This is a genomic window from Acidovorax sp. ACV02 (assembly GCF_014851475.1).
Taxonomy (GTDB): domain Bacteria; phylum Pseudomonadota; class Gammaproteobacteria; order Burkholderiales; family Burkholderiaceae_C; genus Acidovorax; species Acidovorax delafieldii.
On the sequence record NZ_JACUZU010000007.1, the window covers coordinates 362,967 to 382,995 of the forward strand.

The 20,029-nt window shown below is 62.8% G+C and carries 20 protein-coding genes; 14 read left to right on the plus strand and 6 right to left on the minus strand.

Going from position 1 to position 20,029, the window contains the following annotated elements; translation table 11 throughout:
* From ybgC to tolA, 4 genes are read left to right on the plus strand one after another with little or no spacing between them, the layout of a single operon-like run.
* On the plus strand, positions 1–420 hold the full coding sequence (gene ybgC, locus IB236_RS18695; RefSeq protein WP_192421812.1) for a tol-pal system-associated acyl-CoA thioesterase: 420 nt from the start codon (positions 1–3) through the stop codon (positions 418–420).
* Positions 417–1,130 (plus strand): protein TolQ, encoded by a 714-nt coding sequence (tolQ, locus tag IB236_RS18700; protein WP_192421763.1) that lies wholly within the window; start codon positions 417–419, stop codon positions 1,128–1,130. Before ybgC ends, tolQ begins: the two co-directional genes overlap by 4 nt.
* Positions 1,131–1,145: 15 nt before the next feature.
* Positions 1,146–1,568 carry an ExbD/TolR family protein gene (locus tag IB236_RS18705; RefSeq protein ID WP_056064849.1) on the plus strand — a complete coding sequence of 141 codons (423 nt, stop codon included), beginning with the start codon at positions 1,146–1,148 and terminating at the stop codon, positions 1,566–1,568.
* A gap of 31 nt (positions 1,569–1,599) precedes the next feature.
* Positions 1,600–2,571 carry a cell envelope integrity protein TolA gene (tolA, locus tag IB236_RS18710; RefSeq protein WP_056747025.1) on the plus strand — a complete coding sequence of 324 codons (972 nt, stop codon included), beginning with the start codon at positions 1,600–1,602 and terminating at the stop codon, positions 2,569–2,571.
* Between the two features lie 279 nt (positions 2,572–2,850).
* Here the strand turns inward: tolA and IB236_RS18715 are convergent, their stop codons facing one another.
* Positions 2,851–4,191 (minus strand): MFS transporter, encoded by a 1,341-nt coding sequence (locus IB236_RS18715; RefSeq protein WP_056065185.1) that lies wholly within the window; start codon positions 4,189–4,191, stop codon positions 2,851–2,853.
* A 260-nt stretch (positions 4,192–4,451) separates the two neighbouring features.
* On the opposite strand from IB236_RS18715, the gene cyoA reads away from it, so the two are divergent.
* From cyoA to IB236_RS18750, 7 genes are read left to right on the plus strand one after another with little or no spacing between them, the layout of a single operon-like run.
* Positions 4,452–5,510 carry a ubiquinol oxidase subunit II gene (cyoA, locus tag IB236_RS18720; RefSeq protein WP_116747559.1) on the plus strand — a complete coding sequence of 353 codons (1,059 nt, stop codon included), beginning with the start codon at positions 4,452–4,454 and terminating at the stop codon, positions 5,508–5,510.
* An 8-nt stretch (positions 5,511–5,518) separates the two neighbouring features.
* Positions 5,519–7,522 (plus strand): cytochrome o ubiquinol oxidase subunit I, encoded by a 2,004-nt coding sequence (gene cyoB / locus IB236_RS18725; protein ID WP_192421764.1) that lies wholly within the window; start codon positions 5,519–5,521, stop codon positions 7,520–7,522.
* Positions 7,515–8,150 (plus strand): cytochrome o ubiquinol oxidase subunit III, encoded by a 636-nt coding sequence (gene cyoC, locus IB236_RS18730; protein WP_015015041.1) that lies wholly within the window; start codon positions 7,515–7,517, stop codon positions 8,148–8,150. The genes cyoB and cyoC overlap by 8 nt, the downstream gene beginning before the upstream one ends.
* Positions 8,151–8,573 carry a cytochrome o ubiquinol oxidase subunit IV gene (gene cyoD / locus IB236_RS18735; RefSeq protein WP_116747561.1) on the plus strand — a complete coding sequence of 141 codons (423 nt, stop codon included), beginning with the start codon at positions 8,151–8,153 and terminating at the stop codon, positions 8,571–8,573.
* Entirely contained in the window at positions 8,573–9,391 is an 819-nt protein-coding gene (locus IB236_RS18740) for an SURF1 family protein (RefSeq protein ID WP_192421765.1), read from the plus strand. Before cyoD ends, IB236_RS18740 begins: the two co-directional genes overlap by 1 nt.
* Positions 9,366–10,697: an ATP-binding protein gene (locus tag IB236_RS18745; RefSeq protein WP_056747020.1), complete on the plus strand. Its 1,332-nt coding sequence runs from the start codon at positions 9,366–9,368 to the stop codon at positions 10,695–10,697. Before IB236_RS18740 ends, IB236_RS18745 begins: the two co-directional genes overlap by 26 nt.
* Positions 10,698–10,716: 19 nt before the next feature.
* Entirely contained in the window at positions 10,717–11,262 is a 546-nt protein-coding gene (locus IB236_RS18750; RefSeq protein ID WP_056064872.1) for a response regulator transcription factor, read from the plus strand.
* 104 nt (positions 11,263–11,366) lie between these two features.
* Here the strand turns inward: IB236_RS18750 and sbmA are convergent, their stop codons facing one another.
* The 5 genes from sbmA to IB236_RS18775 all read right to left on the minus strand — a co-directional run bounded on the left by sbmA (position 11,367) and on the right by IB236_RS18775 (position 17,987).
* The gene (sbmA, locus tag IB236_RS18755; RefSeq protein WP_121942402.1) at positions 11,367–12,356 is read right to left on the minus strand and encodes a peptide antibiotic transporter SbmA; all 990 of its coding nucleotides are present in this window, start codon (positions 12,354–12,356) and stop codon (positions 11,367–11,369) included.
* 203 nt (positions 12,357–12,559) lie between these two features.
* Positions 12,560–15,151 carry a bifunctional aconitate hydratase 2/2-methylisocitrate dehydratase gene (gene acnB / locus IB236_RS18760; RefSeq protein WP_192421766.1) on the minus strand — a complete coding sequence of 864 codons (2,592 nt, stop codon included), beginning with the start codon at positions 15,149–15,151 and terminating at the stop codon, positions 12,560–12,562.
* 87 nt (positions 15,152–15,238) lie between these two features.
* On the minus strand, positions 15,239–15,880 hold the full coding sequence (locus IB236_RS18765; RefSeq protein WP_192421767.1) for a hypothetical protein: 642 nt from the start codon (positions 15,878–15,880) through the stop codon (positions 15,239–15,241).
* A 32-nt stretch (positions 15,881–15,912) separates the two neighbouring features.
* Positions 15,913–16,980 (minus strand): CoA ester lyase, encoded by a 1,068-nt coding sequence (locus IB236_RS18770; protein ID WP_192421768.1) that lies wholly within the window; start codon positions 16,978–16,980, stop codon positions 15,913–15,915.
* Between the two features lie 20 nt (positions 16,981–17,000).
* A complete protein-coding gene (locus tag IB236_RS18775; protein ID WP_192421769.1) occupies positions 17,001–17,987 on the minus strand; it encodes a malate dehydrogenase in 987 nt (328 codons plus the stop codon).
* A gap of 236 nt (positions 17,988–18,223) precedes the next feature.
* Between IB236_RS18775 and IB236_RS18780 the strand changes: the two genes are divergently transcribed.
* The 3 genes from IB236_RS18780 to sdhD all read left to right on the plus strand — a co-directional run bounded on the left by IB236_RS18780 (position 18,224) and on the right by sdhD (position 20,009).
* Positions 18,224–19,012, plus strand: a complete 789-nt coding sequence (locus IB236_RS18780; protein ID WP_056064891.1) for a GntR family transcriptional regulator — start codon at positions 18,224–18,226, stop codon at positions 19,010–19,012.
* 133 nt (positions 19,013–19,145) lie between these two features.
* Positions 19,146–19,580, plus strand: coding sequence for a succinate dehydrogenase, cytochrome b556 subunit (gene sdhC / locus IB236_RS18785; RefSeq protein WP_192421770.1), 435 nt, complete (start codon positions 19,146–19,148; stop codon positions 19,578–19,580).
* Between the two features lie 63 nt (positions 19,581–19,643).
* On the plus strand, positions 19,644–20,009 hold the full coding sequence (sdhD, locus tag IB236_RS18790; RefSeq protein WP_192421771.1) for a succinate dehydrogenase, hydrophobic membrane anchor protein: 366 nt from the start codon (positions 19,644–19,646) through the stop codon (positions 20,007–20,009).
* The last annotated feature ends 20 nt before the right edge of the window (positions 20,010–20,029 follow it).

The window sequence follows — 20,029 nt, forward strand, 5'->3', positions numbered from 1 at the left end:
ATGGCGTTTGAATTTCCGATCCGGATTTACTGGGAGGACACCGATGCCGGTGGCATCGTGTTCTACGCCAACTACCTCAAGTTCTTTGAGCGCGCGCGCACCGAGTGGCTGCGCTCGTTGGGTGTGGGCCAACAGCAGTTGCGGGAACAAACCGGCGGCATGTTTGTCGTAACCGACGCGCAGCTGCGCTACCACCGCCCTGCGCGGCTGGACGATGAACTGATTGTTACCGCCGCCTTGCAAGGCAGTGGCCGCGCATCGTTGACAATAGTGCAGCAGGCGCTCCTGAAACCAGAGCAGATGACCGACCAGCCCCCGACCTTGCTGACCGAAGGCACCATCCGCATCGGATGGGTGGATGCCGCCACCCTGCGCCCCGCCAGAATTCCAAGCACCCTCCTGGAACAACTCACACCATGAATACCCAAAACATGTCCATCATCTCCCTGGTGCTGCACGCCAGCTGGGTGGTGCAACTCGTGATGCTGCTGCTGCTGGGCGTGTCGGTGGCCAGTTGGGCCGCCATCTTCCGCAAGCTGTTTGCCTTGAAGCGCGTGAAGACACTGAACGAGGATTTCGAGCGCGAGTTCTGGTCGGGCACCAGCCTGAACGACCTGTACGCAGCGGCCGCCCAGAACGCCAAGCAGGCCGGCCCCATGGAACGCATTTTTGCCAGCGGCATGCGTGAGTACCAGAAACTGCGCGAGCGCCGCATCACCGACCCAGGCACCTTGCTGGACGGCGCGCGCCGCGCGATGCGTGCCAGCTTCCAGCGTGAGATGGATGTGGTCGAGTCGAGCCTTTCCTTCCTGGCATCGGTCGGCTCCGTATCGCCGTATGTGGGCCTGTTCGGCACCGTGTGGGGCATCATGCACGCCTTCACCGGCTTTGCAGGCATGGAACAGGTCACGCTCGCTACCGTGGCCCCTGGCATCGCCGAGGCGCTGGTCGCCACCGCCATCGGCCTGTTCTCGGCCATCCCCGCCGTGATCGCCTACAACCGCTTTGCGCGCGACATTGACCGCGTGGCCACGCACCAGGAGACCTTCATCGAAGAGTTCTCCAACATCCTGCAGCGCAACCTGGGCGCCCAGCCCGCGTCCACAGGCCACACGGCCTCGGGCCACTGATCCGGGAGGCGCCCCATGCCCGCCATGGCATCCCGCGGCCGAGGCCGCCGCACCATCAACGAGATCAACATGGTCCCGTTCATTGACGTCATGCTGGTGCTGCTCATCATCTTCATGGTGACGGCGCCCATGCTCACACCCGGCGTGGTCGATGTGCCCAGCGTGGGCAAGAGCAAGAACATGCCCAAGGTAGTGGCCCAGGTCATCGTCAACAAGGACGGCACACTGCAGTTCAAGACCCCCGAAGCCACGCGCAGCCTGAACCAGCGGGAGATTGGCGATGCCGCCAGCCGCTGGCAAAAGGGCCAGGGGCCCGAGAGCGCCGTGGTCATCAGCGCCGACAAGGGCGTGCAGTACGAAACCGTGGTGAAGGCGATGGACGCCCTGCAAAAGGCAGGCGTGCAACGCGTAGGCCTGTCGGTCAAGCAAGGCGGTTGAACCGAACCCGCCCGGCACCGCTCAGACGCCCATGCACGCCCACACCGACCGCGACCAGTTTGCCCCGCCCCGTCCACCGGCGCGCCTGCGCGCCATCACGCTGGCGGTGCTGGTGCATGCAGTGCTGATCGGCGCGTTGACCTGGGGTGTGAACTGGAAGAACACGGCCGACCAGCCCGCCGTAGAAGCTGAGTTGTGGGCCGCCGTGCCCACCCAGGCTGCGCCCCGCGCCGTGGAGCCCCCACCGCCCCCGCCACCACCGCCTGTGCAGCAGGTCACCCCTCCCCCGCCCCCTGCCCCCCCAGTGCGTGCGGCCGAGCCGCCCGATACGCGCGAGGCGGACATCGCCATCGAGCGCGAGAAAAAGCGCCTGGAGCAGGAAAAGAAAGCCCGCGAGCAACAGCAGCTGCGTGAAAAGCGCGAGCGTGAGCGCAAGGAAGAAGAACGCCGCGACCGCCTGGAGCAGGAGAAAAAAGAGCGCCTGCAAAAAGAACGCGACAAAGAAAAGGAACAGCGCGAAAAGCAGCTGGCCGAACAGAAAAAGGCCGAGCAGGACAAGCAGAAGAAGCTGGCGGAAGACAAACGCAAGGCCGACGAGGCCGCCAAGCGCAAGGCAGAAACCGAGGCCAAGCAACTGGCCGAACAGCGCGAAGCCAACCTGCGCCGCATTCAGGGCATGGCAGGAGCCACAGGGGGCGAGAACGCCACGGGCAAAGACAAGGAGAGTCGCAGCCCCTCGGGCAGCTACGGAGGCAAGGTCGCGGCCAAGGTCAAGCCCAACATCGTGTATCCAGACGCCATCTCGGGCAACCCGCGCGCCGAGGTGGAAGTGCGGCTGTCACCCGACGGCACCATTGTGGGCAAGCGGCTGGTGCAGTCCAGCGGCAACAAGGCCTGGGACGACGCGGTGCTGCGGGCCCTGGACAAGACCGAGACACTGCCGCGCGATGTGGACGGGCGCGTGCCGCCCTCCCTCACCATCGGCTTCAGGCCCCAGGACTGAGCGGGCCCCGAGCCCCGCCCTCACGGGGCTTGCACTTCTGCCGTGGTCCCTCGCCTCGTTGCTGAGGCGCTGCTGGAGCCCACGCCGCAGCAACGCTGACCGCCTGCGTCTGAGCCCTTGTGGCAGTGTGCCCCGGTACGATGGACTGAGCCGTGGATTGCAAGCCCCCCAAAGCAAAGCGCCCGGCAGAACCGGGCGCTTTTTGAGCCTTTTATGCTGGTAGCGCTAGTGGAATATGCGCTACAAGCTATACATTCGATAGCAATTCGCCGGCATGCATCAGCGGTCACGCCGCTCCATGCGGCGGTTCAGGTTCAGCGCGCCCAGCGTGCAGGCCACACCCGACAGCAGATACACCGTCACTGCCAGCAGACCGAACTGCGATGACAGATACAGGGCCACCAGCGGTGCGAAGGCTGCACCAATGATCCAGGCCAGGTCGGCCGACAGGGCGGCGCCGGTGTAGCGATACTGCGGCGAGAAGTTGGCCGTGACCGTGCCCGATGCCTGGCCGTACGACAGGCCCAGCAACACAAAGCCCAGCAACAGGAACATGGTGCTACCCACCTCGCCGGTGTTGAGCAACACCGGCGCCATAAAGCTGAACACGCCAATCAGCACGGCCATGCCGCCCAGCAGCTTGCGGCGGCCCAGGTGGTCCGACAGCCAGCCCGACACCATGATGGCGCCCGCCGCGAGGAACGCGCCGACGATCTGCACGCCCAGGATCTGGGTGACAGGCTGGTCGGAGTACAGCGTGATCCATGACAGCGGGAAAACCGTGACCAGGTGGAACAGTGCAAAGCTGGCCAGCGCCGCAAAGGCGCCCAGCAACACGTTGCTGCCTTCATCACGCATGACGCGGCTCACAGGCACGGGCTGCAACTCGCGGTCCTTGAGCAGTTCGGAGTACGACTGCCCCACCACCAGACGCAGGCGGGCAAACAGGGCCACCACGTTCACGGCAAAGGCCACAAAAAACGGATAACGCCAGCCCCAGGCCAGAAACTCTTGCACCGTGAGGCTGCTGTACAGGTAGGCAAACAGGCCCGCAGCCAGCACAAAGCCCAGAGGCGCGCCCAGCTGGCCGATCATGGCGTACCAGCCCCGGCGCTCCTTGGGGGCCGACATGGCCAGCAGCGACGGCAAGCCGTCCCACGAACCACCCAGCGCCAAGCCCTGGCCCACACGCAGGATCAGCAACGCCACGATGGCTGTAGTGCCCACATCCTTGTAGCCCGGCAAAAAGGCCATGCCCACCGTGCAGACGCCCAGCACGAACAGCGCAATGGTCAGCTTGGTGCCCCGCCCCCAGCGCCGCTGGATGGCCATGGAGATGGCGGTACCCACCGGGCGGACCACGAAGGCAACGGCCAGCAGCGCAAAGGCCATCAGCGTGCCGTCCAGGCGCGACAGGAAGGGAAACAGGAAGGACGGGAAGACAAGAACGCAGGCGATCCCGAAAACGAAGAAGTCGAAATACTCGGACGAGCGTCCGATGATCACGCCCACAGCGATTTCGCTGGGGGTGACGTCTTCATGCGTATCAGCCCGCGAGAGAGAGGCGGCGCTTTCGTGAAAACCGGCCGCGGGGTAAGTGGCAGTGGCGGGGCTGCTCATGAACATGGCTCCTTGACGTTGTGTAGCTAACTCAGACCATTCCGTTCTACACGCAACTTCTGTGGGCGACAAGTGCGGTTTCACTATGCCAGCTGCAGGAAATGTCCTTCAACGCTCTAATTGCACCAACTTGGTGCAAATACTGCCCGTGCGTTTGACCTTGGACAAAATGTCCAATCGACAAAAAAGCTAGCGCTAGTACATTCGCACACATCCCGTTATCCGCGTTTACCCTGAAACGCATTGATCGCGCTCTACACATGCTCAAACTTCCCCAACTTCGTGGGCCCACCTGGCTGCTCGCCCTGACAGCGCTGGGTAGCCTGGCAGGCTGCAGCAAGGCTGTCGTGCTCAACCCTGCCGGTGACGTCGCTGCCCAGCAGGGCCAGATGGTCATCACCGCCACGCTGCTGATGCTGATCATCATCGTGCCCGTGATCGCGCTCACCCTGCTGTTTGCCTGGAAATACCGCCAGGGCAACACCGAGGCCGAGTACGACCCGGAATGGCACCACTCCACCACGCTGGAGCTGGTGATCTGGACCGTGCCGCTGCTGATCATCATTGCGCTGGGCGCCATCACCTGGATCGGCACCCACAAGCTCGACCCCTACCGTCCCCTGGACCGCATCGACGCGCAGCGCGCCGTCCCCGCCGATGTGAAGCCGCTTGAAGTGCAGGTAGTGGCCATGGACTGGAAGTGGCTGTTCTTCTACCCCGAGCAAGGCATCGCCACCGTGAATGAAGTGGCGGCCCCGGTGGACCGCCCGATCCTGTTCAAGCTGACGGCCACGTCCACCATGAACGCGTTCTACGTGCCAGACCTTGCCGGCATGATCTACGCCATGCCCGGCATGCAGACCGAGCTGAACGCGGTGATCAACAAGCCTGGCGTGTTCAAGGGCATGTCGTCGCACTACAGCGGCGCGGGTTTCTCGGGCATGACGTTCAAGTTCCATGGCCTGAGCAACGAGGACTTTGCCCAGTGGGTGCAAAAAGCCAAGACCGAAGGCAAGCCCCTGGACAAGGGCACCTACCTGAACCTGGTCAAGCCCAGCGAACGTGATCCGGTGCAGCGCTTTGCCTCGGTGGAAGAAGGCCTGTATGACAAGGTGCTCAACCGCTGCGTCGAAGACGGAAAGATGTGCATGCACCACATGATGGCCATCGATGCCCTGGGTGGCGACGCTTACATGCGCGCTGCAGGGCTGAACCTGCCCCAGGACGTCTGCACTGTGCAAAACGCCGCCCAGGTGGTGGCCGCACTCGAAACCCGCAACGCACCGGCACCAACGACTGGCGCCAGCATCCGTCAATGAGCACTACTATGTCCTCCGAAACCCTTTCTCCATCCCACTGGGCGCTGGGCCGCCTGAGCTGGGACGCCGTACCGATGGCGCATGAGCCCATCGTGCTGGCCACCTTCATTGCCGTGGTGTTGGGCGGCCTGGTCGTTCTGGCCGGCATCACCAAGTTCCGCCTGTGGGGACCCCTGTGGCGCGACTGGATCTGCAGCATTGACCACAAACGCATCGGCATCATGTACATGATCCTGGGCCTGGTGATGCTGCTGCGCGGCTTTGCCGACGCCGTGATGATGCGCCTGCAGCAGGCCATGGCCTTTGGCGACAACATGGGTTACCTGCCTCCGCACCACTACGACCAGATCTTCACCGCCCACGGCGTGATCATGATCTTCTTCGTGGCGATGCCGCTGGTCACCGGCCTGATGAACTACCTGGTGCCGCTGCAGATCGGCGCGCGCGACGTGTCGTTCCCGTTCCTGAACAACTTCAGCTTCTGGATGACCACGGCCGGCGCCGTGCTGGTGATGGTGTCGCTGTTCCTGGGCGAGTTCTCCACCTCCGGCTGGCTGGCACTGTCCAACCTGGGGGCGCAGAGCCCCAGCACCGGCCTGGACTACTACATCTGGGCGCTGCAGATCGCGGGGGTGGGCACGACGCTCTCGGGCATCAACCTGATCGTGACCATCATCAAGATGCGCGCGCCGGGCATGAGCCTGATGAAGATGCCCGTGTTCACCTGGACCGCCCTGTGCACCAACGCACTGATCGTTGCGTCGTTCCCAGTGCTCACGGCCGCGCTGGTGCTGATGTCACTGGACCGCTATGTCGGCACCAACTTCTTCACCAACGAGCTGGGTGGCAACCCCATGCTCTACGTGAACCTGATCTGGATCTGGGGCCACCCTGAGGTGTACATCCTGGTGCTGCCCGCGTTCGGTGTGTTCTCCGAAGTGGTCGCCACGTTCAGCAAAAAGCGCCTGTTCGGCTACACGTCCATGGTGTATGCCACGGTGTGTATCACCATCCTGTCGTACCTGGTGTGGCTGCACCACTTCTTCACCATGGGTTCGGGTGCCAGCGTGAACACCTTCTTCGGTATCACGACGATGATCATCTCGATCCCCACGGGCGCGAAGATCTTCAACTGGCTGTTCACCATGTACAAGGGCCGCATCCGCTTCGAGCTGCCCATGATGTGGACCGTGGCATTCATGGTCACGTTCGCCATCGGCGGCATGACCGGCGTGCTGCTGGCCGTGCCCCCTGCCGACTTCGTGCTGCACAACAGCCTGTTCCTGATCGCCCACTTCCACAACGTGATCATCGGCGGCGTGGTGTTTGCCATGTTTGCCGGCATCAACTACTGGTACCCCAAGGCGTTTGGCTACAAGCTGGACCGCACCTGGGGCGTGCGCTCCTTCTGGCTGTGGCTGGTGGGCTTCTGGGTGGCGTTCACGCCGCTGTATGTGCTGGGCCTGATGGGTGTCACCCGCCGTGCCAACCACTTCGAAGACCAGTCGCTGCAGATCTGGTTCGTCATCGCTGCCATCGGCGCGGCCATGATTGCCGCCGGCATTGGCTGCTTCCTGATCCAGCTGGTGGTCAGCTTCCTCAAGCGCGAACAACTGCGCGACTGGACGGGCGACCCCTGGGACGGCCGCACGCTGGAATGGGCCACCTCTTCGCCTCCACCCAACTACAACTTCGCCTTCACCCCCGTGGTGCACGAGATCGACGCGTGGTGGGACATGAAGAAGCACGGATACAAGCGTCCTCTGGCGGGCTTCCAGCCCATCCACATGCCTGCCAACACCGGCGCTGGCGTGGTGATCTCGGGGCTGTCGCTGGTGTTCGGCTTTGCACTGATCTGGCACATGTGGCTGCTGGCGGGCGTCTCGTTTGCGGCCGTCGTTCTGGCCGCCATCATCCACACGTTCAACTACAAGCGTGACTTCTACATCCCGGCATCCGAAGTGATCTCCACCGAAGAAGCCCGCACACTCCATCTGGCCCGCCATGTCTGATATCCGCATCCACGCTGGCGCCGCAGCAGGCGCCCTGGCCCCGCGCGAGTACCACCTCGCGCACGAGCCCCATCCTGAAAACGGCACGGCCCTGGGTTTCTGGCTGTACCTGATGAGCGACTGTCTCATCTTTGCAGCACTGTTCGCCACTTACGGCGTGCTGGGCCGCAGCTATGCCGCAGGCCCCACCGGCGCGCAGCTTTTCGACCTGACCCTGGTGGCCATCAACACCGCCTTCCTGCTGCTGTCGTCCATCACCTTCGGTTTTGCCATGCTGCGCAAGCAGCTGGGCGACGTGAAGGGCACGCTGCTGTGGCTGGCGGTCACGGGCGTGTTTGGCCTGTGCTTCCTGGGCCTGGAGCTGTATGAGTTCTCACACCTGCTGCACGAGGGCGCAGGCCCGCAGCGCAGTGCCTTCCTGTCGGCGTTCTTCACGCTGGTGGGCACCCACGGCCTGCACGTCACCTTCGGCCTGATCTGGCTGGTGGTGCTGATGGTCCAGATTGGCAAGCATGGCCTGATCCCCGAGAACAACCGCCGCCTGATGTGCCTGTCCATGTTCTGGCACTTCTTGGACGTGGTCTGGATCGGCGTTTTCACCTTTGTGTACCTGATGGGGGTGCTGTAAATGAGCGCACAACACGCAACACACGCGCACGATGCGCATGGGCATGACGATCACCACCACGACGCAGGCCCCCACAGCACCTTTTCGGGCTATGTGACGGGGTTTGTGCTGTCCGTCATCCTCACGGCCATTCCCTTCTGGCTGGTGATGGCCAAGGTGATTGCGGACCGCAACACGGCCGTGCTGGTGCTGGGCGGCTTCGCCGTGATCCAGATCCTGGTGCACATGGTGTTCTTCCTGCACATGAACGGCAAGATCGAAGGCGGCTGGACGCTGCTGTCCACCATCTTCACCGTGGTGTTCGTGGCCATCGCCATCGCGGGGACCTTGTGGGTGATGTTCCACATGAATGCCAACATGATGCCCGAGCACCCCACGCCCACGCCGCCCACGCACGAGGCGCCTGGACACTCCACGCCCTGATGCCTGCAGCCCCCACCACCATGGCACTGCCGCGCCGAGGCTTGCGCCGCGCAGTCCTGCTGGTGCTGGGCATGGCCCTGTTCCTGGGCTTTGTGTCGCTGGGCACCTGGCAGGTCCAGCGCCGTGCCTGGAAGCTGGATCTCATCGAAAGAGTAGACCGACGGGTGCACGCCGCACCAGCCGCCTTGCCCCCTGTGGAGCAATGGTCTGACATCCGTGCCGCACAGCATGAGTACCTGCCGGTGGTCTTTCAGGGCCACTGGCTGCCCGGCAAAACGGTGCTGACGCAGGCGGTCACCGAGCTGGGCGCGGGGTTCTGGGTAATGACTGCCCTGCAACGGGATGACGGTACCCAGGTGCTGGTGAACCGGGGCTTTGTGCCCCAGGAGCAACGCGCCCAATGGCTGGAGGCCCAGCCACCCGCCGATGGCACGGCCACCGTCCAGGGGCTGTTGCGCATGCCAGAGCCGGGCGGCGGCTTTCTGCGCACCAACGACCCGGCGCAACAGCGCTGGTACTCGCGCGACGTGGCGGCCATCAGCAGCGCGCTGGGTCTGACCCAGGCGGCTCCATTTTTTGTGGACGCCGGACTTCCGGGTAACGCAGCGGCGTCTTCAGCCGCCTCCGGCTGGCCCCGCGCTGGCCTGACCGTCATCCGGTTCCACAACAGCCACCTGGTGTACGCCCTGACCTGGTATGGTCTTGCGCTCATGGTTGTCGTTGCCGGCTGGTATGTGGCACGCTATGAGCGCCGCCTGGGCGCACGGGCCACCAGCCGCCTCCCGACCAACGATGAACACCCTCCCACAACGCCCTGACCCTGCGCTGGCCACTGCGCCGCGCAATGCACGCTCCGCCGACGCCGCCGCCGGGATCAAGAACCTCCAGCAACTGATCGAGCTGCGCTGGATTGCAGTGGTGGGCCAGGTATTCACCATCGAGATGGCGCACTACAGCCTGGGCTTGAAGCTGCCGCTGCAGGAGATGCTGCTCGTGGTCGGCTGCCTGGCGGTCTTCAACGTGGTGAGCCTGCTGCGCCTGCGCACGGGCCGCGCGGTACGCAATGTGGAGCTGTTTCTGGCGCTGCTGATCGACGTGGCGGTGCTCACGGTGCAGCTGTACCTGAGCGGTGGCACCAGCAACCCCTTCGTGTTTTTGTACCTGTTGCAGATCACGCTCGGCGCCGTGCTGCTGCGCGGTGCCTACATCTGGTCCATCGTGATCATCACCGTCCTGTGCTTTGCGGCGCTGGCAGACCACCACCTGCCACTGGCCCTGCCCCAGGATCTGCACCAGGGCCTGTCGAGCCTGTATGTGCTTGGGCTGCTGGTGTGTTTTGTGCTCAACGCCACGCTGGTGATGGTGTTCATCACCCGCATCAACCGCAACCTGCGCGAGCGCGATGCCCGCCTGGCGGCCGCACGCCGGCGCCGCGTGGAAGAAGAGCACATCGTGCGCATGGGCCTGTTGGCGTCCGGCGCTGCGCACGAACTGGGCACCCCGCTGTCCACCCTTGCGGTGATCCTGGGCGACTGGCAACACGACAAGCGGCTGGCCAGCAACGCCGCGCTCAAGGAAGACATTGCCGAGATGCAGACCCAGGTGCAACGTTGCAAAAGCATCGTGAGCGGCATCCTGCTCTCGGCGGGTGAAACGCGCGGCGAGGCGTCGGTGCAGACCACTGTGCGCAAGTTTGTCGATGCGCTGGCACAGGAGTGGCGCAGCACCCGCACGATCCCCCAGTTTGACTACGACAACGACTTCGGCACCGACACGCCCATGGTGTCGGACACCACCCTCAAGCAAATGGTTTTCAATGTGCTGGACAATGCACGCGACGCCTCGCCAGGCTGGGTGCGGCTGGCGGTCACGCGCAATGCCGACGCCCTGTGCATGACTGTGACCGATGCCGGCCCCGGCTTTGCGCCCGACATGCTGTCCAAGCTGGGTACTCCCTACCAGTCCTCCAAAAACCGCCCCGGCGGTGGTCTGGGCCTGTATCTGGTGCTGAACGTGGCCCGAACCCTGGGCGGCAGCGTGGAGGCGCGCAACCGTCCCGAAGGGGGCGCACAGGTGACCATCGAATTGCCCCTGGCCTCGATTGCGCTTCCCCCGAAGGTATGAATGAACGAAAGAACCCACCGTGGACACTGAAGAAGCGCAACGACAGCTGCTGATCGTCGAGGACGACGAAGCCTTTGCGCGCACGCTGGCCCGCTCGTTTGAACGGCGCGGCTACAGCGTGTTGCAGGCAGCGAGCCTGGCCGACGTAGAGGTGTTGCTGGAGCAGCACCAGCCCGGGTATGCGGTGGTGGACCTCAAGCTCAAGGGAGAGGCCTCAGGCCTGGCCTGCGTGCAGACACTGCACGCCGCTGACGACGAGATGCTGATCGTGGTGCTCACGGGTTTTGCCAGCATTGCCACCGCCGTGGAAGCCGTGAAACTGGGCGCGTGCCACTATCTCGCCAAGCCCTCCAACACCGACGACATTGAAGCTGCGTTTGGACTCAAGGAAGGCAATGCCGAGGTGGAACTGACCAACCGTTCCAGTTCCATCAAGACGCTGGAATGGGAACGCATCAACGAGGTGCTGGCTGAAACAGGCTTCAACCTGTCAGAGGCCGCGCGGCGCCTGGGTATGCACCGCCGCACCCTCACACGCAAGCTCGAAAAGAAACAGGTGCGTTAGCCCCAACGGCTTTGGACCCGCCCTCCCCTGTTTCGGTGCCGATCCATCTCGCGGGGCGCAATCTGCACGGCCGGTCACGCGCTCCCTTGGCTCCCAAACAGCACTCAGGCAGCCTCAGGCACCGCCTTCAGCATCTGCTGCTCGAAAGCGCGCAAACGCTTGTAGATCGATATCTGTTCCACCACCGTGCTCCAGTTCAGCACCAGAAACTGGAACGACTCCAGCACCTTGTCAAAGGCCCGGGCAATCTGCTGCATCACCCCCAGGGTGATCACCCCCGCGATCAGCGTGGGGCCCAACGCCACCAGAGGCACCAGCACACTCACCTGCAGGTAGGACCACTTCACCACATCGAAGTACAGGTAGTGGAAAAACAGCCGGAAGTAATTGCGGCGCACGCCCGCGAACAGCTCAGCCGCCGTCGGCGGAGAAGCCCGGTTCGGGTCGTCCTCGCCCAACACCAGCTCCTTGCGGTACGCCGCCTCCACCCGCTGGTTGTGAAACTCCAGCCCCGGTAGCTTCACCCCCACGCAGGCCAGCAGCAGCGTGCCCCCCAGTGACCAGGCCAGTGCGACCCAGACCAGGGAATGCGGAACGGCGCCGATCAAGGGCAGCGCAGTGACTTTGTCGGACAACGTCCAGAGCACCGGCAGAAAGGCCCCGAGCGTCATGAGGCTGCGCATGAAACTCAGGCCCAGATCTTCCATGGTGCGGGCGAAACGCATGGTGTCCTCCTGCACACGCTGTGCCGCACCTTCGATGTGCCGCAGGCGTGGCCAGGCCGCCATGTAATGCTCATTCATCGCCTGCCGCCAACGAAAGATGTAGTGTTTGCTGAAAAAATCCGCCAGCACCGCCGTCGTCACATAGATCATGGCAATGCGCGCGAAGGTTGCAAGCTGTCCCCAGAACTCCTCTGCGGTGATGCTGCCAGGCTTACCCAGAGCCTCCTGTATAAGATCGTAAAAGCTGCCGAACCAGTCGTTGATCTGCACGTCCAGCTGCACACGGTAAGCCGTGGCCAGAAGAATGACGAGAGAACCCAAGATGGACCAGGCCCACCAGCGGCGGGCGAAAAAGAAGGACTTGAACATCGTAGTGCCGTGTTGGAATGGTTCTGCGGACTCTGAGTGCAACACAGAATGAACGTTCCGCGAGAAGTGCCGTGGCCTCCTCCCCGTTCTCCTCAAGGCACACACGAACCGATCGAAGTGCAACACCACGGACCGTGGGGCGCACCAAAAAAAAGCGGCCCCGAGGGGCCGCTTTGCGCGGGAGCATCGTCGCGAGGATGCGATCAGGCGGCCACGCCCTTGGCCACGTCCGCGTACTCTTCGATCTGGTCGAAGTTCAGGTACTTGTAGATCGAAGCACCATCCTTGTTCACGATGCCCATGGCTTCGTGGTACTCGGTCACCGTCGGGATCTTGCCCAGCTTGGACGCAATGGCGGCCAGCTCGGCAGAGGCCAGGAACACGTTGGTGTTCTTGCCCAGGCGGTTGGGGAAGTTGCGGGTGGAGGTGGACACCACGGTAGCGCCTTCGCGCACCTGGGCCTGGTTACCCATGCACAGCGAGCAGCCGGGCATTTCGGTACGAGCACCGGCAGCACCAAAGTTGGCGTAATGGCCTTCCTTGATCAGCTCGCTCTCGTCCATCTTGGTGGGCGGTGCCACCCACAGCTTGACGGGGATGTCACGGCTGCCGCCCAGCAGCTTGGCAGCTGCACGGAAGTGGCCGATGTTGGTCATGCAAGAACCAATGAAGGCTTCATCGATCTTGGTGCCAGCCACTTCCGACAGGGTCTTGGCGTCGTCGGGGTCGTTGGGGCAGCACAGGATGGGTTCCTTGATGTCGGCCAGATCGATCTCGATGACGGCTGCGTATTCGGCATCCTTGTCGGCTTCGAGCAGGTTGGGGTTGGCCAGCCAGGCTTCCACCTTCTCGATGCGGCGCTGCAGCGTGCGGGCATCGGCATAGCCGTCAGCGATCATGTTCTTCATCAGCACCACGTTGCTGGTGAGGTATTCCTTGACCGGCTCAGGGTTGAGCTTGATGGTGCAACCGGCTGCGGAGCGCTCCGCCGAAGCGTCCGACAGTTCAAACGCTTGCTCGACCTTCAGGTTGGGCAGGCCTTCGATTTCCAGAATGCGGCCCGAGAAGATGTTCTTCTTGCCCGCCTTGGCCACCGTCAGCAGACCAGCCTTGATCGCGTACAGCGGAATCGCGTGCACCAGGTCGCGCAGCGTCACGCCCGGCTGCATTTCGCCCTTGAAGCGCACCAGCACCGACTCGGGCATGTCCAGAGGCATCACCCCCGTCGCAGCGCCGAAAGCCACCAGGCCAGAGCCTGCCGGGAACGAAATACCGATGGGGAAACGTGTGTGCGAGTCGCCGCCCGTACCCACGGTGTCAGGCAGCAGCAGGCGGTTGAGCCAGCTGTGGATCACGCCGTCGCCGGGGCGCAGGGCCACACCACCGCGGTTGCTGATGAACGCGGGCAGTTCGCGGTGGGTCTTCACATCCACGGGCTTGGGGTAGGCAGCCGTGTGGCAGAACGACTGCATGACCAGGTCGGCCGAGAAGCCCAGGCAGGCCAGATCCTTCAGCTCGTCGCGGGTCATGGGGCCCGTGGTGTCTTGCGAACCCACGGTGGTCATCTTGGGCTCGCAGTAGGTACCGGGGCGCACGCCCTGGCCTTCTGGCAGACCGACAGCACGTCCGACCATCTTCTGGGCCAACGTGAAGCCAGCGTTCGACGCAGCAGGCGCCTGGGGCAGACGGAACAGCGTGGATGCTGCCAGGCCCAGGAACTCGCGGGCCTTGGCCGTCAGCGAACGACCGATGATGAGGTTGATACGGCCACCGGCACGCACTTCGTCAAACAGCACATCGCTCTTGAGCTTGAACTCGGCCACGGTGGCGCCGTTCTTCACAATCTTGCCGTCGTAGGGCAGGATGTCGACCACGTCGCCCATTTCGAGCTTGGATACATCGACTTCGATCGGCAGCGAGCCCGAATCTTCTTGCGTGTTGAAGAAGATGGGAGCGATCTTGCCGCCCAGCGTGACACCACCAAAACGCTTGTTCGGCACAAACGGGATGTCCTGGCCCGTGGCCCAGATCACACTGTTGGTGGCCGACTTGCGGCTTGAACCGGTGCCCACCACGTCGCCCACGTAGGCCACGAGGTTGCCCTTCTTCTTGAGGTCTTCGATGAACTGCATCGGACCACGCTTGCCGTCTTCTTCGGGCTTGAACGCCGCATCAGGGCGGGTGTTCTTCAGCATGGCCAGGTAGTGCAGCGGGATGTCTGGGCGGCTCCAGGCATCCGGTGCGGGCGACAGGTCGTCGGTGTTGGTCTCACCGGGCACTTTGAACACCGTGACGGTAATCTTCTTCTCGACCTCAGGACGGGTGGTGAACCACTCGGCATCGGCCCAGCTCTTGATGACTTCCTGCGCCTTGGCGTTGCCTGCCTTGGCTTTCACAGCGACGTCATTGAAGAAGTCGAACATCAGCAGCGTCTTCTTCAGACCCTCTGCGGCCACACCAGCCACTTCGGCATCGTCCAGCAACTCGATCAGCGGGTGCACGTTGTAGCCACCCACCATGGTGCCCAGCAGTTCCGTGGCCTTGGCCTTGGAGATCAGACCCACGGTGATGTCGCCGTGCGCCACGGCAGCCAGGAAGCTGGCCTTGACCTTGGCAGCGTCGTCCACGCCAGGCGGCACGCGATGGGTGAGCAAGTCCAGCAAAAAGGCCTCTTCACCGGCGGGTGGGTTCTTGATCAATTCGATCAGCTCAGCCACCTGCTTGGCGTCCAGGGGCAGAGGGGGGATACCCAGTGCGGCGCGTTCGGCAGCATGGTCTCGGTAGGCTTTCAACATTGTTTTCTCCAGTTGCGTTCTAAAGTGGGGCGTAGCGTGTAGCGGTCGGCTCGGCACACACCAGTCGTTGATGGGTGCGCGCGGTTTTTATTTGGCGGCGGGCAGCGGGTCCAGCACGCTCACTGGCGGGTTCTTCTTGATGGCTTCTGCCACAACCACCTGCTCAGGGCTCATGCACTCGTCAGCCAGACGCTGACCAGCACGCTGGTTCATCAGCATGGATTTGTTGGCGATCTGCAGCCACACGGCACCACCCTTGGCGTCCTCCAGGCGTACAGTGCCCGTGGTCGTGGCCACCGGCGACATGTAGTACTTGAAACCCTTGCCTTCCACGTGAAAGTGGCCTGGGGTGGCGGGATCGGCTGTCACAGTGACAAAAGCACCGAGCTCGCAGGGCATGCGCCCCACGTGCACGCGCTCCGCAATCGCCAGTTCGGCAGGCGACAGGGCTGCTTCAGCGGCGATGATGCCGGCCGCCACCTGGTTGGTGGCGCTCTTGAGCTGGGTACGGCTGCTGGTGGGTTCGGCCTTGGCAGTGGCATGGCTCTTGGCGGGAGCCTTGGCTGCAGTCTTGCCCTCTGCTGGCTTGGCGGCCGTCTTGGCGGTTGGCTTGGCAGCGGGTTTGGCTGCAGACTTGGTGTCGGACTTGGCCGCTGGCTGGGCTGTTGTTTGTGCCAAGGCAAAGGTCGGAGCCAGCAACATGAGAGCGGAGGCAATGACGAATTTCATGGGAAGTCCTGCGTGGAAATATCCAGGGGTGTTCACGATGGAACGAGAGTCGATGCGTCAAACCAGTGACACACCGCCAAGGGTAGTGCGCGCCCAGTGCTGTGGGCGCGCTCCAGAATCTGCCAATAAAAGCGGTAGCTGGCACGGTCATGCAATACCCCATCCACACTGATGGGTGCCCAGTCCTCCAAGGCTGCCGCCGAAATGATCCGGGCTGCGGTGTCGATATCGTCCTGCAGGGGCGCAAAGGCCTGCAGGATGGTGCGGATCTGCGCCGGATGGATGCTCCACATCCGTGTGTAGCCCAGCTCGCGCGATGCGCGGCCGGCAGCACCTTGCAGGGCTGCCATGTCCGAAAACTCAGTCACCACGCAATGGGAAGGCACCTTGCCATGCGCGTGGCACGCCGAGGCGATTTCGAGCTTGGCACGCACCACCAGCGGGTGCGTGAACTGCCCGGCAGAGGTCATTGCCTGCGCGGGAATGGCGCCTCCATGGGCGGACACAAAATCCATGAGGCCAAAACTCAGGCTCTGGACGCGGGGATGGGAAGCGATTTCAAACGCGCGCTGCACGGCAGCGGGGGACTCGATCAACACATGCAGAGGCACATGAGCCGCCGACGCGCGCTCCAACGCACGTTCAGCCATCAGCACATCATCCACCGACTCGACCTTGGGCACCATGAGATGGCACAGCCTGTGTCCTGCCTCGCCCACAATGGTGGCGACATCATTGGCAAAAGCGGGGTGATCCACCGCATGAACACGAGCCGCTACCCGAGCCTCTGGAGCCGCAGCGGCTGCCAGGCGTGCCACCAGCGACGCATGCTGGGACTCCAGCCCGACAGGCGCGCCATCTTCACAATCGAGAGTGACATCAAAGACGCAGGTGCCAAATTCCTGCGTCATCTCTGCCTGCAATTGCAGGCTTTTGCGCATGCGCACTTCCACGCCGCTGTAGTGGTCGCAGACTGGCAGAAAACCAGTCTGCGCCTGGGCGCCGAGCAACACATCGCGCGGATGGACGGACGCAACGCCCGGCCCCGGTACAGAGGCTTGGACGGCCCGAAGGCCCGATGCCAAAGGCGTCGGCTGCATCGCGTCGTTTACCAGCTTGATTACAGCAGGTGCTTGACGCCGTCTTGCTCGCCTTGCAGTTCGGCCAGCGTGATGTTGATACGCTCTTGCGAGAACGCGTCGATGTCCAGACCTTCAACAATCTTGTACTCGCCGTTTTCGCAGGTCACGGGGAAACCAAACATCGTGTCCTTGGGAATGCCGTATTCGCCGTTGGATGGAACACCCATGGTGACCCACTTGCCGTTGGTGCCCAGGGCCCAGTCGCGCATGTGGTCGATGGCTGCATTGGCTGCAGACGCTGCCGACGACAGGCCACGGGCTTCAATGATGGCGGCGCCGCGCTTGCCAACGGTGGGCAGGAATGTGTTGGCGTTCCACTCCTGGTCGTTGATCATCTTGGCCACGCTCTCGCCCTTGATGGTGGCAAAACGGTAGTCAGCGTACATCGTGGGCGAGTGGTTGCCCCACACGGTCAGCTTTTCGATGTCGGCCACAGCCTTGGCGGTCTTGGCGGCGATCTGGCTGGCAGCGCGGTTGTGGTCCAGGCGCAGCATGGCCGTGAAGTTCTTGCGTGGCAGGTCAGGGGCCGACTTCATGGCGATGTAGGCATTGGTGTTGGCAGGGTTGCCCACCACCAGCACCTTCACGTCACGCGAAGCCACGGCATTCAGGGCCTTGCCTTGTGCCGTGAAGATGGCGCCGTTGACGGCCAGCAGTTCGGCACGCTCCATGCCAGGGCCACGTGGGCGCGAGCCGACCAGCAGTGCGTAGTCGGCATCCTTGAAGGCTGTCATGGGATCGCTGTGGGCGGTCATTTCGACGAGCAGCGGGAAGGCGCAGTCGTCCAGCTCCATCATCACGCCCTTGAGCGCCTTTTGAGGGCCTTCGACAGGGACTTCGAGCAATTGCAGAATGACCGGCTGGTCCTTGCCCAGCATTTCGCCGGAGGCGATACGGAACAGCAGTGCGTAACCGATTTGACCGGCGGCGCCGGTGACAGCAACGCGAACGGGCTTCTTGCTCATGGTGAAAACTCCAGGAAGTGAGGAAAACAGGTGTGAGTGCAACGCAAGCACCAGCGCCTGTCACCAGTAGCCCGTGCCCCGCAAAACAGCATTGGAGTTTACCCCTGATTGGACACCCCGGTCAATTTGTCTTATGTCTTATATAAGATATGATTGCACCCCGTTTGTCGTTCGATTGTCATGTGGCAACCGCACTGCCGCACCACAACACACGCACAACTTACAGATCCCACACCATGTCATCGCTTCCGTTCGCAGCAGACAGCCCCGCGCCCCCCCAGAGCGCAGCGGGAGCCGCCACGCCAGCGTTCAGCCCGCTGTACCAACAGATCAAGGGGCTGATCCTGCAAAGCCTGCAGCAGGGCGAATGGAAGCCTGGCGAGGCCATTCCGAGCGAAATGGAGCTGGCTGCACGTTTTCGCGTCAGCCAGGGCACCGTACGCAAGGCGATTGACGAACTGGCCGCAGAGAACCTGGTGATGCGCCGGCAGGGCAAAGGTACTTTTGTCGCCACCCACGCCGAGCAGCATGTGCAGTACCGATTTCTCAAGCTGTTGCCCGACACCGGAGACGCCCGCGTGGAAGGCCCTGCGCAGCGCCGCGTGATCGATTGCCGCCGCGTGCGGGCCAACGCCGATGTGGCCCGCGCACTGGCGCTGCGCAGCGGCGATGCCGTCATGCAGGCCCGGCGCATCCTGTCGTTTGCAGGAGTGCCCACCATTTTGGAAGACATCTGGCTGCCCGGACAAGCCTTCAAAGGCCTCACGGCCGAGCAGCTCGCCAACTACCAGGGACCGACCTACGCCATGTTCGAACTCGACTTTGGCGTGCGCATGGTGCGGGCTGAAGAAAAAATCCGCGCCGTGCTGCCCGACGAGGAACAAGCCCAACTGCTGCAAATCACACCCGTGACACCGCTGCTGAGCGTCGAGCGCATTGCCTACACCTACAACGATGTTCCCATGGAGTTACGCCGTGGGCTGTATCGCACCGATACCCACCACTACCGTAATGAATTGAGCTGACAGCAGGCTGGCACCCGAGCATTAACGTCGAAAATTTCAAGCCCGGCTAAACCCTTGTGTTGCGTTGCAATAGAATTTTGCGTTCTTTGCATCTTCAAATTACAAAGCAGTTACATCCACGAAAGCACCAGAAATGACAGAACTAGCCAAAAAACGGCCTGAATTCCGCAACATCAATGCCTTCAAGGACTTGACGACCTACCGCATGACACCTGCCGCGTGGGTTTCGATCTTGCACCGCGCCAGCGGACTGATCATGTTCCTGCTGCTGCCTTTCATCATCTGGATGTTCGACACCTCGGTGTCTTCCGAAATCTCGTTCGCCAAATTCTCGGCGGCCTTCAATATCGGCATCGGTTTTGTGCCCGGCTGGTTCATCAAGCTGGTCGCTCTGGCCCTGATCTGGGCCTATCTGCACCACTTCACTGCCGGCCTGCGCCACCTGTGGATGGACGTGAGCCACAGCGCCGTGAACAAGCAATTTGGCAAGAGCTCTGCCCTTAGCGTTCTGGTCATCAGCATTGGGCTGGCCCTGGTGCTGGGCGCCAAGCTTTTCGGCCTGTACTGATCAACCCACAAAAACGGCGGTCGCTGCCAGCCAGCGCCTGTTGAAGAACGAGAGGAAATTTCCATGTCCGTCAATTACGGTTCCAAGCGCGTCGTCGTCGGCGCCCACTATGGCCTGCGCGACTGGCTCAGCCAGCGTGTCACGGCGGTCCTGATGGCACTGTTCACCCTGGCCGTGCTGGCCCAGGTCATCTTCTCCAAAGGCCCCATGGGCTACGACAAGTGGGCGGGCATTTTCTCGGCCCAATGGATGAAGGTGCTGACCTTCTCCGTGATCATTTCTCTGGCTTGGCATGCCTGGATTGGCCTGCGCGAAGTCCTGATGGACTACATCAAGCCCGTGGGCCTGCGCCTGGCACTGCAAGTGTTCAGCATTGTCTGGCTGGTCAGCTGCGCTGGCTGGGGCATCCAGGTTCTGTGGCGTCTCTGATTCCCGCGATTGAAGGTACA

What these genes read in the sequence shown, in the direction of transcription:
- ybgC (WP_192421812.1), top strand. Translation starts at nt 1, where the DNA reads ATGGCGTTTGAATTTCCGATCCGGATTTACTGGGAGGACACCGATGCC.
- tolQ (WP_192421763.1), top strand. Translation starts at nt 417, where the DNA reads ATGAATACCCAAAACATGTCCATCATCTCCCTGGTGCTGCACGCCAGC.
- IB236_RS18705 (WP_056064849.1), top strand. Translation starts at nt 1,146, where the DNA reads ATGCCCGCCATGGCATCCCGCGGCCGAGGCCGCCGCACCATCAACGAG.
- tolA (WP_056747025.1), top strand. Translation starts at nt 1,600, where the DNA reads ATGCACGCCCACACCGACCGCGACCAGTTTGCCCCGCCCCGTCCACCG.
- IB236_RS18715 (WP_056065185.1), bottom strand. Translation starts at nt 4,191, where the DNA reads ATGAGCAGCCCCGCCACTGCCACTTACCCCGCGGCCGGTTTTCACGAA.
- cyoA (WP_116747559.1), top strand. Translation starts at nt 4,452, where the DNA reads ATGCTCAAACTTCCCCAACTTCGTGGGCCCACCTGGCTGCTCGCCCTG.
- cyoB (WP_192421764.1), top strand. Translation starts at nt 5,519, where the DNA reads ATGTCCTCCGAAACCCTTTCTCCATCCCACTGGGCGCTGGGCCGCCTG.
- cyoC (WP_015015041.1), top strand. Translation starts at nt 7,515, where the DNA reads ATGTCTGATATCCGCATCCACGCTGGCGCCGCAGCAGGCGCCCTGGCC.
- cyoD (WP_116747561.1), top strand. Translation starts at nt 8,151, where the DNA reads ATGAGCGCACAACACGCAACACACGCGCACGATGCGCATGGGCATGAC.
- IB236_RS18740 (WP_192421765.1), top strand. Translation starts at nt 8,573, where the DNA reads ATGCCTGCAGCCCCCACCACCATGGCACTGCCGCGCCGAGGCTTGCGC.
- IB236_RS18745 (WP_056747020.1), top strand. Translation starts at nt 9,366, where the DNA reads ATGAACACCCTCCCACAACGCCCTGACCCTGCGCTGGCCACTGCGCCG.
- sbmA (WP_121942402.1), bottom strand. Translation starts at nt 12,356, where the DNA reads ATGTTCAAGTCCTTCTTTTTCGCCCGCCGCTGGTGGGCCTGGTCCATC.
- acnB (WP_192421766.1), bottom strand. Translation starts at nt 15,151, where the DNA reads ATGTTGAAAGCCTACCGAGACCATGCTGCCGAACGCGCCGCACTGGGT.
- IB236_RS18765 (WP_192421767.1), bottom strand. Translation starts at nt 15,880, where the DNA reads ATGAAATTCGTCATTGCCTCCGCTCTCATGTTGCTGGCTCCGACCTTT.
- IB236_RS18770 (WP_192421768.1), bottom strand. Translation starts at nt 16,980, where the DNA reads ATGCAGCCGACGCCTTTGGCATCGGGCCTTCGGGCCGTCCAAGCCTCT.
- IB236_RS18775 (WP_192421769.1), bottom strand. Translation starts at nt 17,987, where the DNA reads ATGAGCAAGAAGCCCGTTCGCGTTGCTGTCACCGGCGCCGCCGGTCAA.
- IB236_RS18780 (WP_056064891.1), top strand. Translation starts at nt 18,224, where the DNA reads ATGTCATCGCTTCCGTTCGCAGCAGACAGCCCCGCGCCCCCCCAGAGC.
- sdhC (WP_192421770.1), top strand. Translation starts at nt 19,146, where the DNA reads ATGACAGAACTAGCCAAAAAACGGCCTGAATTCCGCAACATCAATGCC.
- sdhD (WP_192421771.1), top strand. Translation starts at nt 19,644, where the DNA reads ATGTCCGTCAATTACGGTTCCAAGCGCGTCGTCGTCGGCGCCCACTAT.